At 67.1% G+C, this 14,185-nt stretch carries 13 protein-coding genes; 6 read left to right on the top strand and 7 right to left on the bottom strand.

The features are described from left to right. Nucleotides 1-59 precede the first annotated feature (59 nt). The 5 genes from LZ005_RS11965 to LZ005_RS11945 form a co-directional block, all read right to left on the bottom strand. Entirely contained in the window at nucleotides 60-1,592 is a 1,533-nt protein-coding gene (locus LZ005_RS11965; protein WP_237808296.1) for a cryptochrome/photolyase family protein, read from the bottom strand. Next, a complete protein-coding gene (locus tag LZ005_RS11960; RefSeq protein WP_237808295.1) occupies nucleotides 1,589-2,821 on the bottom strand; it encodes a DASH family cryptochrome in 1,233 nt (410 codons plus the stop codon). Before LZ005_RS11960 ends, LZ005_RS11965 begins: the two co-directional genes overlap by 4 nt. Next, a complete protein-coding gene (locus LZ005_RS11955; RefSeq protein ID WP_373889327.1) occupies nucleotides 2,818-2,958 on the bottom strand; it encodes a DUF2256 domain-containing protein in 141 nt (46 codons plus the stop codon). The genes LZ005_RS11960 and LZ005_RS11955 overlap by 4 nt, the downstream gene beginning before the upstream one ends. A gap of 76 nt (nucleotides 2,959-3,034) precedes the next feature. After that, nucleotides 3,035-3,778: an ABC transporter substrate-binding protein gene (locus LZ005_RS11950; protein ID WP_237808293.1), complete on the bottom strand. Its 744-nt coding sequence runs from the start codon at nucleotides 3,776-3,778 to the stop codon at nucleotides 3,035-3,037. 95 nt (nucleotides 3,779-3,873) lie between these two features. Next, a complete protein-coding gene (locus tag LZ005_RS11945) occupies nucleotides 3,874-4,689 on the bottom strand; it encodes an alpha/beta hydrolase (RefSeq protein WP_237808292.1) in 816 nt (271 codons plus the stop codon). A 62-nt stretch (nucleotides 4,690-4,751) separates the two neighbouring features. Here LZ005_RS11945 and LZ005_RS11940 point away from each other — a divergent pair, with 62 nt between their 5' ends. The 4 genes from LZ005_RS11940 (at nucleotide 4,752) to LZ005_RS11925 (ending at nucleotide 8,252) form a co-directional block, all read left to right on the top strand. After that, nucleotides 4,752-6,041, top strand: coding sequence for a M20/M25/M40 family metallo-hydrolase (locus LZ005_RS11940; RefSeq protein WP_237808291.1), 1,290 nt, complete (start codon nucleotides 4,752-4,754; stop codon nucleotides 6,039-6,041). 78 nt (nucleotides 6,042-6,119) lie between these two features. Beyond that, nucleotides 6,120-6,701, top strand: coding sequence for an RNA polymerase sigma factor (locus LZ005_RS11935; RefSeq protein ID WP_237808290.1), 582 nt, complete (start codon nucleotides 6,120-6,122; stop codon nucleotides 6,699-6,701). A gap of 9 nt (nucleotides 6,702-6,710) precedes the next feature. Beyond that, nucleotides 6,711-7,202 carry a hypothetical protein gene (locus LZ005_RS11930; RefSeq protein ID WP_237808289.1) on the top strand — a complete coding sequence of 164 codons (492 nt, stop codon included), beginning with the start codon at nucleotides 6,711-6,713 and terminating at the stop codon, nucleotides 7,200-7,202. 24 nt (nucleotides 7,203-7,226) lie between these two features. Next, the gene (locus LZ005_RS11925; protein ID WP_237808288.1) at nucleotides 7,227-8,252 is read left to right on the top strand and encodes a hypothetical protein; all 1,026 of its coding nucleotides are present in this window, start codon (nucleotides 7,227-7,229) and stop codon (nucleotides 8,250-8,252) included. Nucleotides 8,253-8,421: 169 nt separating this feature from the next. Here the strand turns inward: LZ005_RS11925 and LZ005_RS11920 are convergent, their stop codons facing one another. Continuing rightward, nucleotides 8,422-8,901: a DUF3016 domain-containing protein gene (locus LZ005_RS11920; RefSeq protein ID WP_237808287.1), complete on the bottom strand. Its 480-nt coding sequence runs from the start codon at nucleotides 8,899-8,901 to the stop codon at nucleotides 8,422-8,424. 228 nt (nucleotides 8,902-9,129) lie between these two features. Here LZ005_RS11920 and LZ005_RS11915 point away from each other — a divergent pair, with 228 nt between their 5' ends. Both LZ005_RS11915 and LZ005_RS11910 read left to right on the top strand, forming a co-directional pair. After that, nucleotides 9,130-10,629: an HD domain-containing phosphohydrolase gene (locus LZ005_RS11915; protein ID WP_237808286.1), complete on the top strand. Its 1,500-nt coding sequence runs from the start codon at nucleotides 9,130-9,132 to the stop codon at nucleotides 10,627-10,629. Between the two features lie 12 nt (nucleotides 10,630-10,641). Then, nucleotides 10,642-12,150, top strand: coding sequence for an HD domain-containing phosphohydrolase (locus LZ005_RS11910; RefSeq protein WP_237808285.1), 1,509 nt, complete (start codon nucleotides 10,642-10,644; stop codon nucleotides 12,148-12,150). On the opposite strand, the gene LZ005_RS11905 is transcribed toward LZ005_RS11910, so the two are convergent. Beyond that, on the bottom strand, nucleotides 12,151-14,112 hold the full coding sequence (locus tag LZ005_RS11905; protein WP_237808284.1) for a GAF domain-containing sensor histidine kinase: 1,962 nt from the start codon (nucleotides 14,110-14,112) through the stop codon (nucleotides 12,151-12,153). Between the last annotated feature and the right edge of the window lie 73 nt (nucleotides 14,113-14,185).

The raw sequence follows: 14,185 nt of genomic DNA, 5'->3' as shown, positions 1-14,185 counted from the left end.
TCCAGGTTCTTTCGGTAAAGCCGGATCATATCGGAGTTTTCCCAAGCCTGCCGAAGGCCCTACAAGTCGTCCAGTTTTTCGCGCCACAGGGCGGCCTGCTGGCGCAGCGCGGCCAGGGCCTCCGGGTCCATCTTGCGCAGCTGCGGATAGACCATGCCGATGCGCGGGTTGTCGCCCAGCTGGTCCTGATGGCGCGCGAAGAAGTCCCAGTACAGGGCATTGAAGGGACAGGCCCCGTGCCCGGTCTTGCGCTTTTTGTCATAGCGGCAGCCCTGGCAGTAGTCGCTCATGCGGTCGATATAGGCGGCGCTCGAGACATACGGCTTGGTGGCCAGCAGGCCGCCATCGGCGAACTGGCTCATGCCCAGCGTATTGGGCAGCTCGACCCACTCGAAGGCGTCGATGTACACGCCCAGGTACCAGCGGTGCACGGCCTGCGGATCGAGGCCGGCCAGCAGCGCGAAATTCCCGATCACCATCAGGCGCTGGATATGGTGGGCGTGCGCCTCCTCGAGCGAATCGCCGATCGCCTGGGCCAGACAGCGCATCCCGGTCTGGCCGGTCCAGAACCAGCGCGGCAGCGGCAGCGCATGGCGCAGCACATTGTGTTCGGCGTAGGCCGGCATGCGCGCCCAGTACACGCCGCGCACATACTCGCGCCAGCCGAGGATCTGGCGGATGAAGCCCTCCACCGCCGCCACCGGCGCCTGGCCGGCCTCCCAGGCCGCCTGCGCCGCCTGCACCACTTCGCGTGGGTCGAGCAGCTTGACGTTGAGGGCGAACGAGAGCTGGGAATGGAACAGACGCCGCGCGCGGCTGCTCATCGCATCCTGAAAATCGCCGAAGTGCGGCAGCGCGCGGGCGATGAAATGCGCGAGCTGCTGCAGGGCCTCGGCGCGGCTGGCCGGCCAGCGCAGCGCGCCCGCCTGCGGATTGCCGAAGCTTTGCACGCCGGCCGCCGTGATCTCCTCCCACAGGGCGCCGCGGTCATGGCAGGGGCGCCGGTCGGGCGGTTCGGGCGGATCGCCCTTCCACGGCTTGCGGTTGTCGTGGTCGTAGTTCCACTTGCCGCCCACCGGCTGGCCGTCGGCTTCCATCAGCACCTGGTGGCGCACCCGCAGCGTGCGGTAGAAGTGCTCCATCAGCCAGCGCTGACGCCCGGCGAAGATGCCTGCCGCCTCGTCCGGCGCGGTGTAGAAATGCTCGCTGCCCACCATGCGCACGCGCACGCCGGGCGGGCGCCAAGCGGCCAGTTGCTGCTCCAGGCGCCATTCATCGGGCATCTGGTATTCGCATTCGCTGGCGCCAAAGCGGGCCAGGGCCGCTTCCAGATTGGCCGTCAGGCTCTGGGTATTGTCGGCGTCGCCGATGCGCAGGTAGTGCACGCGGTGGCCGGTCGCTTCCAGTTCGGCGGCGAACTGGCGCATGGCGGCGAAGATCGCCAGGATCTTCTGGGCATGGTGCAGCACATAGTCGGTCTCCTGGCGCACTTCCATCATCAGGTAGACGACGTCCGCGTGGCGGTGCTGGAACCAGCTGTGGCGCAGCGACAGCTGGTCGCCCAGGATCAGACGCAGGGTGCGCGCGCTCATGCCCGCCCCCAGTTGCGCCGGTAGGCGCCGTCGCGGTCGTATTCGCGCGCCTGCTTGTCGGGATCGAAGCGGCGGCCGCCGCGCGGGTCGGTGCCGCGCCCGGCGATGTACAGCCAGTTGCCCTGATTGCTGTAGACGTCGTAATCGACGAGCTGGCGCTCGAACCAGGCCGCGCCCTGGCGCCAGTCGCCGCCAAGTTCGTAGATCAGATAGCTGGCCACGATCTGGCGCATGCGGTTCGACAGAAAGCCGGTGGCGGCCAGCTCGCGCATGCCGGCGTCGACCAGGTCCTGCCCGGTCTCGCCGGCGCACCAGCGCGCAAAGCCCGCTGCATCGTGGGCCGGTGGCGGCGCCGCGCCCAGCCCGCGCCCGCGGTACAGGGCGCGCCCGTGCTGCAGATGCAGAAAGCGGAAGTAGTCGCGCCACAGCAGCTCGAACCACAGCCAATAGCTGCTGTCGCTGGCGCCGTGCGCGGCTTCGAAGCGACGCAGTTCGGCCAGCACCCGGCGCGCCGAGATGGCGCCGAGCGCCAGCCAGGGCGAGAGCTTGCTCGACATGTCGATCCCGCTCAATGCATTGCGCGTGGCCTTGTAGGTGTGCGGCAGGCCGCGCGCCAGGTAGTGCGCCCAGTGCGCCAGCGCCGCCTGTTCACTGCCCTGCCAGGCCGGTAGCGCATACGGGAACGCGGCGCGCCCATCGTGCAGCGCGCGCACGTGCGGCGCCACGCTGGTCGGCAGCGGCGCCGGCAGCGGCGGCAGGCGCACTGGCGCGGGCAAGGGCGCGGGCGGTTGCAGCCCGCATCCTTCGACCTGCTGGCGAAAGGCGGTAAACACCTTGGGCAGCTCGGCCACGGCAAACGGCAGGCTGGCCGGATCGAGCAGCGAGGACTGCCAGCAGGTCTCGACGGCGCAGCCGGCCGCGCGCAGGGCCGCCACCTCGTCCTGTTCTTCGGGCGCGGCGATCTCCTCGCAGACGATGGCATCGGCGTCCAGCGCCAGCAGGGCCGCCGGCGCGGGCCCCTGCAGTTCGATCAGATCACTGCCGAGCGCGCGCAAGGCGGCACGCAGGCCATCGAGGGCGCTGCGCTCGAAAGCGGCGCGGTGCGGGCCGACGCCCGGCGCATGGCAGTAGACGGGCAGCAGGCGGCTGGCGCGCTGCGCCGCCAGCTGCAGCGCCGGATTATCGTGCAGGCGCAGATCGCGCCGGAACCAGTAGACCAGGGTGCTCATACGCGTTTCCCCTGGCGCCGGCAGCGCTCGGAACAATATTGGACTTCATGCCAGCAGCGCTCCCACTTCTTGCGCCAGCTGAAAGGCAGGCCGCAACTGGCGCAGATCTTCTGAGGCAGCTCGGATTTCTTACGCATCTTCATGACCGTCTCCGTCGCGGCGGGAGGCGCGACCGAAAGCGGGCATCTTAGCCGAACTGCGCGCAGTCTGCTGTCAGTAGTAGCTGCGCAGGATTTTCTGCCACTGCGGATCGTGCAGAATGGGGCCGAGGGCGGCATTCAGGTCCTGCATGACGAAGCCGTACTCCTTCGGCACCAGGATCAGGCGGTCGAATTCGTCATGCGGCTTCTTCGACACGAAGAACTCCTTGCGCCACTCGGGCCGGTGGCGCAGCAGATAGTCGTAGGTGCGGCGCGTGACGACGGTGGCGTCGATGCGCTTCAGGCGCAGCTTGTCGAGACTGACCTCCTCGCTGATCGCCTCATCGCGCTTGATGCGCCCGGCGCGTACCAGTTCATCGATGCCGAAGTAGTAGTAGCCCATCGACAGGCCGACGCTCTTGCCGACCAGGGACTCCGGCCCCGCATACGGCAGCGGGCTGCCGCTGTTCGACACCACCACGTCCTCGTCGTGCACGAATGGCGGCGACCACAGATAGCGCGTGCGGCTCTCGTCCTTGAACCAGGCCGGATGCACGCCCACCACCAGGCCATTCAGGCGCCCCGTTTCAAGGTCGTGCTCGAGACGGCGGCGCGGCAGATAGACGGTCTTGAAGCTGTGCGCGCTGACGCGCTCATTCAGATAGGCGGCCAGATCGAAATACAAGCCGGTCTGCTTGTCGCGGTCGACGATGTAGGGCGGCTTGAGATGGTAGGCGTAGAGGATGATTTCATCGGCCGCGGCCAGTCCCGGCCAGGCCAGCAGGCCACACAGCAGAAGGGAGAACAGGCGTGCCATTTCAGCCTCACGGGTCAGCGTCTTGACAGCCAGACTAGCACCATCGGCAGGCCCGGACAAGCCGCGCCGGCGCCTGCACCAGCGCGGTGCACGGTTCAGGGTTTGAGGCTGGCGATAAAGGCGTCGACGGCGGCCGTGTAATCGCCGGGCGTGCCCAGCTTGTCATTGATCTGGCCGTGGTTCAGCGGCTGCGGCAGCACCTCGGCGCGCCCGCCCAGAGCCTGGGCGCGGGCCGCGAAGGCGCGCGCCGCCGGACAGCTGTCGGCGCGCTCGCTCGAACACACCAGCAGCAGCGGATGGGTGGGCGCCTTGAGCTGGGCCTGCGGCGACAGCGCCTGCCACTGGGCCGGGTCGGTCCCGAAGGCCGGGTCGTACAGCGGCAGGTGGCGGCGCTTCATGATCTCCTCGACGTCGTAGGCGGCCGAATCGAGCGCAATCGTGGCCTGCCAGGGCTGCACGCCGAAGCGCGCGCCGATCCCCGGTGCGCTGGCCAGCAGGGCCGCCAGATGGGCGCCAGCCGAATGCCCGACCAGCAGCACGCGCGCCGGATTGACGCCCCAGCCGGCCGCCTTGGCCTGCACCGCAGCCAGCACGCGGGCGATGTCTTCGGCCTGGGTGGCCACATCGGCCTGCGGCAGCATGCGGTAATTGGTGGAGACGAAGACGTCGCCGCGCGCCGTAAAGTGGGCCGACTTGTTATCGAGCGTGCGGCCCATGCGCTTGTCGCCGATACGCCAGGCGCCGCCGTGCACCATCAGGATGATGTGCGCATCCTTGGCCGGCGCCGCCGGCAGGTAGACGTCATACCGCTGGCGCGCATCCGGCCCATAGGCCTGGTCGCGCAGCACCTGCAGTTCCGCACCTTGCGCCAGAGCGGCCAGGAACAGACTCGCCACGATCAGCATCCGCATCGCACATCCTCCTTTACAGCGGATGATACACACAGGCGCGATTCGGTGTACATTAAGCGGCTATGAAAAAGACCCTTCTCGCCCTGCTGGCGGCCACCTGCCTCCAGCCGGCCTTCGCGGCCGACCTTTCGCCCACCGAGCAGGCCATCGTGGCCGCTGTCAAAGCCAACAACGCCCAGGGTCTGGCGCTGCTGGAAAAATCGGTGAACATCAATAGCGGCACCATGAACCACGCCGGCGTACGCGCCGTGGGCGCCCTGTTCCGCCAGGAGTTCGACGCCCTCGGCTTCCAGACCCGCTGGTCCGAGATGCCGGCGGCGATGCAGCGCGCCGGCCACCTGATCGCCGAGCGCGAAGGCAAGCAGGGCAAGCGCCTGCTGCTGATCGGCCACCTCGACACCGTGTTCGAGAAGGACAGCCCGGTGCAGCTGTGGGAGCGCCACGGCGACCGCGTGCGCGGCCAGGGTGTATCCGACATGAAGGGCGGCGACGTCATCATCATCCAGGCCCTGAAGGCGCTCAAGCAGGCCGGGGCCCTGGACAACACCACCATCCGCGTCGTGTTTACCGGCGACGAAGAAGACGCCGGCTCGCCCAAGGAGATCGCCCGCAAGGACCTGATCGACGCGGCCCGCCGCAGCGATCTGGCGCTGGCCTTCGAAGGCACCTCGCGCAATGCCGACGGCAAGGACACGGCCACCATCGGGCGCCGCTCGTCCTCGTCCTGGGTGCTCGAAGTGAAGGGCAAGCAGGGCCACTCCTCGGCGATTTTCCGCGGCGGCTATGGCGCCATCTATGAAGCGGCGCGCATCCTCGACGCCTTCCGGCGCGAAGTGCCCGAGCCGGACCTGACCTTCAGCCCCGGCCTGATCCTGGGCGGCACCGAGGTCACCGAACAGCCGGAGCTGGCCAAGGGCAGCGCCTTCGGCAAGACCAATGTCATCCCCAACAGCGTGGTCGTACATGGCGACATGCGCTATCTCGACTACGCCCAGCGCGACCGCGCGCGTGCCAAAATGAGCGCGATCGCGGCCCAGAACCTGGCCGGCACCTCGGCCACGATCCGCTTCCACGACTCCTACCCGCCGATGTCGCCGACCGAAGGCAACCGCAAGCTGCTGGCCCAGTATTCGCAGGCCAGCATCGACGCCGGCCTGGGCGAAATCGTGGCCGTGCCGCCCGGCCTGCGCGGCGCCGGCGACGTCGCCTTCGTGGCGCCGCTGATCGACAGCCTCGATGGCATGGGGGCGGCCGGCAATGGCGCCCACTCGCCCAACGAAGACCTGGACATCCCCTCGATCGAACGCTCGACCATCCGCACCGCCCTGATGATCTACCGCCTGACCCGCTAGGGCCGGCCGTCAGCGTCGTAAAAAAAGCTGGAACTTTTCGCGCCCGGCGCGGGAATAGCTGCAAACACGACGCTGACGATGCCCGATTTGACCGACACCCCCGACCACGAGCTGGTGCGCCAGATGCGCGCCGGGACAGCGGCCGCCTTTCAGGCCCTGTACCGGCGCCACCAGGGGCCGCTGTTCCGCTTCGCCCTGCTGCGCTGCGGGGCCGAGGCCACGGCCGCCGACGTGGTGCAGGACACCTTCATGGCCCTGCTCACGGGGAGCATCCAGTTCGATCCGCTCAAAGGCGCGCTCGGCCCCTTCCTGTTCGGGGTGGCGCGCAACCTGATCCTCAAGCACGAGGCGGCGCGCCAGCGCTATGCCCGACTGCCGGGCGAGGATGAGGACGACGAGCCGGACCTCGCCAGCGACGCCGCTGAGCCGCTCGACCAGCTGCTCGGCCAGGAGACCGCCGACGCCGTGCGCCGGGCGCTGGGCCAACTGGCCCCGCACTACCGCGACGTCCTGATCTTGTACGAATTGCACGAACTGTCCTACCTGGAGATTGCGCAGATCTGCCAGGTAGACCTAGGCACCGTGCGGTCGCGCCTGTCGCGGGCACGCAGCCAGCTGGCCAAACGCCTGCTGGCCCACCGCAGCGGCGCGCCCGCCTGAGGAGGAAACATGGAACACGACACCGACGATGCACTGCGCAGTGCCCTCGCCCCGGCACTGGGGCGCCTGCGCGGCGAACTGGCCACGCGCCAGACCCCGCCCGGGGTGGAGAAGGAGCTGCTGCAGGCCTTCGCCCGCCTGCAGCCGGCGCGCCCCTGGTATCAGCGCCTGTCGCCGCTGCAGTGGGGGCTGGCCGGCGGCGCCTCCAGCCTGGTGGCGATGGCGGCCGTGCTGGTGGTGGCGCTGCAGGTGCCGAGCGCACCGCGCGCCCCGGGCCACGGCGCCAGCGTGGTGCGCGATGGCGGCAGCGTCTTCATCGCCCTCGATTCGCTCGAGCGCATCGAGCAGGAAAGCGCCACCCATACGGTGCAGGCCGAACTGACCGGCGCCGATCTGGCCTCGATGGGTGTGCCCGTCAATCCGGAAGCGGCCGGCGACACCGTGCGCGCCGAACTGCTGGTCGGCAGTGAAGGCCAGCCGCTGGCCCTGCGATTTTTGTAATCCCCTTTCAATATGAGGACAAGCATGAACACCCGAAGCATTCTGCTGGCCGCCCTGACGGCTGCCTGTGCCGCCCCCGCCCTGGCCGACGAGGCCAACGAGCCGGTGCGCGTCGAAAAACGCGAATTCGCCTTCGCCGTCAACGGCGCGGCGCCGATGCGCTTCAATCTGGACGGCGCCGAGATCGGCCTGATGCGCAGCGCCAAGTCGATCAAGAACGCGCCCTACACGGCCGAGATCATCACGGAAAACGTGCAGGTGCTGGCCGACGGCAATCAGATCGTCAACAAGAACAGCCAGCTCAGCTACCGCGACAGCCAGGGCCGTCTGCGCCAGGAAGTGCGCGACGCCAAGGGCGAAGTCAGCGTCATCACCATCCACGATGCCGACGGCGTGATCTGGACCCTGAACCCGCGCAGCAAGACCGCCACCAAGCTGGCCGTGCGCGAATTCGGGCGCGGTGTGGCCGAGATGGCCAAGGCGCGCGTCGAGGCCCTGCGCAAGGACGGCAAGACCATCACGGTCGAAAGCGGCAATGGCGGCGAGCAGGTGATCGTCAAGCGGGTCGAGCGCGCCGACGGCGACAATGCCCAGAAGATCCAGGAAAACGTACAGATCCGCGTGGCCCAGCAATTCCGCGACGGCAAAGCGCCGACCGGCGAAGACTGGGGCAGCCACATCGCCACCATCATGGGCAGCGCGTTCGGCGACGCCAAATGGTCGCGCAAGACCAGCAGCAAGGACCTGGGCAGCAAGGAGATCGACGGCGTGAAGGCCGAGGGCAAGCTGCGCAGCTACGAGATTCCGGCCGGCGAAGTCGGCAACAAGAACGCCATCGTGGTCAGCGACGAAACCTGGTTCAGCCCGGAACTGCAGATCACCGTCTACAGCAAGCACAGCGATCCGCGTTCGGGCGACCGCATCTACCGCGTGGCCAGCCTCAAGCGTGAAGAGCCCAAGGCCGAGCTGTTCAACGTGCCGGCCGACTACAAAGTGAGCGACGCGCTGGCGCGCGTGCGCCAGATCGAGAAAGTGGAAAAGAAGAACTGAAGCACCGAACCAGTTAAGCGACGCGGGCTGAACAGCTCGTTGGACCCGGCCCGCCACACGGCGCCGGGTCTTTTTTTCACCCGCGCCACCACCAGCTTGCCCAGCAGATAAATCGGGGTCAGACCCCATTTATCCGCCGAGAAAAATGGGGTCTGACCCCATTTTTCGTTTATTTCAGCTGGGGCAGGATTTCGTGCTTGAACCAGTCGTCGAGCATTTGCTTCTCGTAACGCATGGCGTCGTCGCGCGGGTAGGTGTTCAGGTGGTCCATGTAGGTCATGTCGACCGCCGTGCTGGCTTTCTCGGCCAGCACGGTGGCGCCGCGCGTCAGCTTGTATTTGAGCTCGATGCGCGGCCAGTCGGCCATGCCGCGCATGATGCGCAGGTCGCGCCCGGCACGCATATTCGGCTCCAGGCGCCCGGCCAGATCGACGTCGGTGACCTCGATCGCCAGGTCAACCCCGGCCGGCAGGCGCGCGCCCAGCTTTTCGAAATGGCGCTGCAGGTCCTTGAGCGTGTCGGCACGCTCGTCCTCGGCGCGCGGCACGTCCAGATATTTATCGGGAGCCGTGAAACTCACGCTCACGGCGGCCTGGGCGGCGGCGGCCATGGCCAGCAGGCTGGCCGCCAAGATGGCTTGGGCTTTCATTCCGGACTCCTGATGCTGTCGATTGCATCATCATACGCCCGCCTTGGCGGCGAATTCGTGTTGAATGTTTATCGAATTGTTACCAAGTGTTTAGCATGAGACAGGCAGATGTTTAACACTGTTGTGATCGGCAACGGCTCAGTCTACAATCAAAACGTTCTGCGCCAAAACTTCGCGCACAGTCTGTAGTCTTGTTCCTCGGGAACCCATCCAACACGGAAGCCATCCATGTCCTTTTTGTCCGCAGCCCAACCGAAGCTGCCCCCCTGGCGGGTGCTACTGGTCGATGATGAACCCGATATCCACGACATCACCAAGCTCACGCTCTCGCGTTTTCGTCTCGACGGCCGTCCGCTGAGCTTTCTGCACGCCTATAGCGGCGACGAGGCCAAGGCCGTGCTCGCGCGCGAGAAGGACATCGCCCTGGTGTTCCTCGACGTGGTGATGGAACGCGAAGACAGCGGCCTGGAAGTGGCGCGCTGGATGCGCCAGGACCTGGACAACCAGTTCACCCGCATCGTGCTGCGCACCGGCCAGCCCGGCCAGGCGCCGGAGGAACGCGTGATCGTCGATTACGACATCAACGATTACAAGGAAAAGACCGAGCTCGACCGCACGAAGCTGTTCACCACCACCTTCGCCGCCCTGCGCGCCTACCGCGACATCATGAAGGTCGAGGAAGCGCGCAAAGTGCAGGCCAGCTACCGCGAAGGCCTGGAGCGCGTGATCGCCGCCTCGACCCATATCTTCCAGCAGCGCAATCTGAAGGATTTCGCCAATGGCCTGCTGCAGCAGGTCGTGGCCCTGCTGCGCCTGGAACAGTCGATCCTGCTGCGCCTGCGCGGCGCCTCCGTCATTACGGGCGAGCAGGACTATGAAGTGCTGGCCCAGATCGGCGAAGCCTTCGATTTCGATCCCGGCCTGATGGCCCAGCTCGACGAAGCGCGCAGCAACCGCATCTCGCAGCTGCACGGCGACACCTTTGTCGGCTACTTCCCGAATAACAGCGGCAAATCGACGCTGCTGGTGCTCAAGGGCGTGGAGGCGATTTCCGAGCTCGATTCCCAGCTGCTGGAAATCTTCTGCTCGGGCGTGGCCGTGGCCTTCGACAATATCCTGCTCAACCAGGAGATCACGGACACCCAGGCCGAACTGATCATGCGTCTGGGCGACGTGGTCGAATCGCGCTCGAACGAGGCCGGCAACCACGTGCGCCGCATGGCCGAAATCTGCCACATGCTGGGCGTGGCCGCCGGCATGCCGGACGAGGAAACGGCCGTGCTGCGCCATGCGGCCCCGATGCACGACATCGGCAAGATCGCCACGCCGGACGCGGTGCTGCTCAAGCCGGGCAAGCTCGACGCGGCCGAATGGGAGATCATGAAGCGCCACCCCGAGGTCGGCCTGTCGATCCTAGATGGCTCGCAGCGTCCGATCCTCAAGGCGGCCGCCGCCATCGCCCACCAGCACCACGAAAAATTCGACGGCAGCGGCTATCCGCAGGGCCTCAAGGGCGAACAGATCCATCCGTTCGCGCGCATCGTCGCCGTGGCCGATGTGTTCGACGCCCTCATGCACAAGCGCTGCTACAAGGAAGCCTGGCCGCTCGAGGAAGTCATCACCCATCTGCGCGAAGTGGCAGGCAAGCATCTCGATCCGCGCTATGTCGAGCTGCTGATCGCCAACGTCGACAAGGCGGTCGATATCGACCGCCGTTTCCCGGACTAAGACAGGAGGGGCATGCAGCCAGAACCACGCCCCAATACCCTGCTCGAGGCGTTTCACGACAGCCATGTCGGCATGGGCCTGCTCGGCCTCGACGGCCGCTGGCTGCACACCAATCCGACCTTGTGCGCGATGCTCGGCCGTCGCGTGGAAGAACTGATCGGCCAGCCCTTCCACGGCATCATCCTCCCCGACGAACTGCCCGAGGTGCAGGCCCACCTGGCCGACCTGGTCAGCGGCGCGCGCGCCTACTATCACATGGAACGGCGCTACCGGCGCCGCGACGCCAGCATCGGCTGGGCCCAGCTGACCACGTCCGTGGTGCGCGACGAGCAGGGCCAGCCCGCTTCGCTGCTGGTGCAGGCGCTCGACATCAGCGAACAGAAACGCAGCCAGCGCGCGCTGCGCACGCTCAGCGCCGTCAACAGCGTGCTGGTGCACGCCAGCGACGAAGCCCAGCTGCTGCAGGCCGTCTGCCGCACCGTGGTGGAGGACGGCGGCTACCTGATGGCCTGGGTCGGCCACCCGCTCGAGGACACCGAGCAGCGCGTGGTGCCGCTCGCCCATTACGGCGACGCCGACGGCTACTTGGGCAGCGTGCGCGTGTCCTGGGGCGACAATCCGTTCGGGAATGGCCCGACCGGGCGCGCCGTCCGCCTCGGCCGGGTCGAGATCAACCAGGACTATCTGCGCAACCCGAATATGGCGCCCTGGCGCGAGCAGGCCGAAAAGCACGGCTACCGCGCCAGCGTGGCCCTGCCGCTACCGGTCGGCGCCGCCCTGCCCGACACCCTGACCCTGTACGCGGCCGAAGCGGACGCCTTCGACAGCGAGGAGGTCAAGCTGCTGCAGATGCTGACCGAAGACCTGGGCTTCGGGCTGGCGGCGCTGCGCACGCGCGCCGAACGCGACCGCATGATCGAGGAAGAGCAGCGCCACGGTGAGGCCCTGCGCGCCAGCCTGGTTGACTCGCTGCGCGCGATTGCGGCCATGGTCGAAATGCGCGACCCCTACACGGCCGGGCACGAAGCGCGCGTGGCCCAGCTGGCGGTGGCGATCGGGCGCGAACTCGGGCTGGACGCCCAGCGCCTGCAGGGCCTGGAGCTGGCCGCCATCGTGCACGACGTCGGCAAGATCCGGGTGCCGGCCGAAATTCTGAATAAACCGGGCCGGCTCGATCCGATCGAATACGAGATGCTCAAGCGCCACCCCGAGAGCGGCTACGCGATCCTGAAGGACATCGCCTATCCGTGGCCGATCGCACGCATGGTGCACGAACACCACGAGCGCCTCGATGGCAGCGGCTATCCGCAGGGGCTGCGCGGCGAGGCGATCCTGCTCGAATCGAGAATCCTGGCCGTGGCCGACGTGGTCGAGGCGATGTGTTCGCACCGGCCCTACCGCGCCGGTCTGGGCAGCGCCGCCGCGCTCGATGAAATCCGCCGCCACCGCGGCCAGTGGTTCGACGCCGACGTGGTCGACGCCTGCCTGCGCCTGTTCGCGTCGGGCCGCTACAGCCTGTAATCAGGCCGCTTCGGGTTCGCTGCTGCGCAGGCTGGCGGGAAAGCGCAGCTGATAGTGCAGGCCGGCGCCCGGCGCGCTGTTGACCTTGACCGAACCGCCCAGGGCGCCGGTCGCCAGGTTATACAGAATGTGGGCGCCCAGCCCGCTGCCGCCGGTGCCGCGCTTGGTGGTGAAGAAGGGATCGAACAGCTTGGACAGGGTATCGGCGTCCATGCCCACGCCGTCGTCGCGGTAGCTGAAGTCCACCATGCCGTCGTCGCCGCGCGCCACCTCGATCACGATATTCCCCGCGCGCTCGTTCTCGAAACCGTGCACCAGCGAGTTCATGACCATATTGGTGACGATCTGCGAGACGGCGCCCGCATACGACTCCATCTTGATATCGGCCGGGCAGCTGACGCTGACCTTGACCGGACGGCCCTTGAGTTTGGGCTGGAGCGAGAGCAGCACCTCGTCCAGATAGCTTTTCAGATTGAAGTGGCGGATGTCGCCCGAGGACTGGTCGACCGCCACCTGCTTGAACGAGCGCACCAGGGCCGCCGCACGCTGGGTATTGGTGGTCATGATGCGCAGCGACTGGTCGATCACATCGAAGAAGCCCTGCAGGCTGTCCTCCGTCATGGCGCCATTGGCCAGGTCCTCGCGCGCCAGCTTCAGTTCCTGCACCAGATGGCTGGTGGCCGTGACGCAGATGCCGAGCGGCGTATTGATTTCGTGCGCGACCCCGGCCACCAGACGCCCGAGCGAAGCGAGCTTCTCCTGGCGCACCAGTTCCGACTGCGCTTCCTGCAGCGCCGTCAGGGCCGAATTCAGGGCCGCATTCTGCTTCTCCAGCCGGTCCTTGGCCTTGCGGATGGCGCGGTCGGCCTGCATGCGCGCGATCGCCACCGCCACGTGGCTGGCCATGAAGGCCAGCAGATCGAGGTCGGCCTGGGTAAACAGCGTCGACGGGTCATAGCTCTGGACGATGATCACCCCATACGGCTGGTCGTGCACCAGCATCGGCGCGCCCATCCAGCTGGCGATGTCGGTGTTCCCGAGCGGCTCCGTGATCTGGCCCGATTCGACCAGCGCGCGGTAGCTGGGGCCATCGTGCAGGCAGGCCTGCTTGCGCGCCAGGACGTAGGAGCTCATGCCGATCCCGTAGCGGAAGCGCTTGACCGGGGCCTCGGCATCCTTCTCGTCGACGAAGTAGGGGATGCTGATCTCCTTGGTCTCCGGGTGGTACAGGGCGATCAGGAAGTTACGCGCGACGATCAGCTCCGAGATGATCTTGTGCAGACTGGCCGACAGGGCCTCCGCCTCGACCGCGCTGGCCGACAGGTTGGCGATTTCATACAGCGCGTGCTGGATGGTTTCGGCGCGGCGCCGCTCGGCCACCTCGACTTCGAGCGCGCGCGTGCGCTCGTGCACGGCCTGCTCCAGCCGCTCGACCGACTGCAGGCCCTGGATCGCATTGGCCACATCGACCGCGATCAGCTTGAACAGCTCCTGGTCTTCCTGGCTGTAGGTGTGGTCGGCGTCATAGCTCTGAATGACCATCGCCCCCATCACATAGCCGGTGTGATCGAGCAGCGGGCAGCCCATCCAGTGTTCGGCCGTGGTGCCGATGCCCCAGCCTTTGCCATCGGCGCTGTGGGCGACCGATTCATCGGCCGTCATCACCAGGGTCTGGCCATGCGCCAGCACCCAGGCCGTGGGCGACTCCTCGGGCGAGGCCAGTTTGACCAGCACGTCCGGGTCCGGGGCCGGGTCGACCTCATCGACGAAGTAGACGAAGCGCACCTTGCGGTCCTCCTTGTCGCGCAGGGCGACGAAGAAGTTGGCCGTGTACATGATCTTGCCGAGGGCCAGATGGACCGCCTGCACAAACTCGCGGATGTCGCGGCAGCTGGCCGACTGCTGACCGATTTCGATCAGCATCGACTGCACGGCTTCCAAACGCTCCAGGCGGCTTCCCATGAGGACCTCACATCAGACAGAGTGGGCAAAGTGTACCAGCGGCGCCGCGCCGGTCCAAGCCCGATTATTGCGC

It is taken from the genome of Massilia sp. TS11, assembly GCF_022012445.1.
GTDB lineage: Bacteria > Pseudomonadota > Gammaproteobacteria > Burkholderiales > Burkholderiaceae_D > Telluria.
Note: the sequence above shows the minus strand (reverse complement) of the source record. Positions and strands in the feature narration are given on the sequence as shown.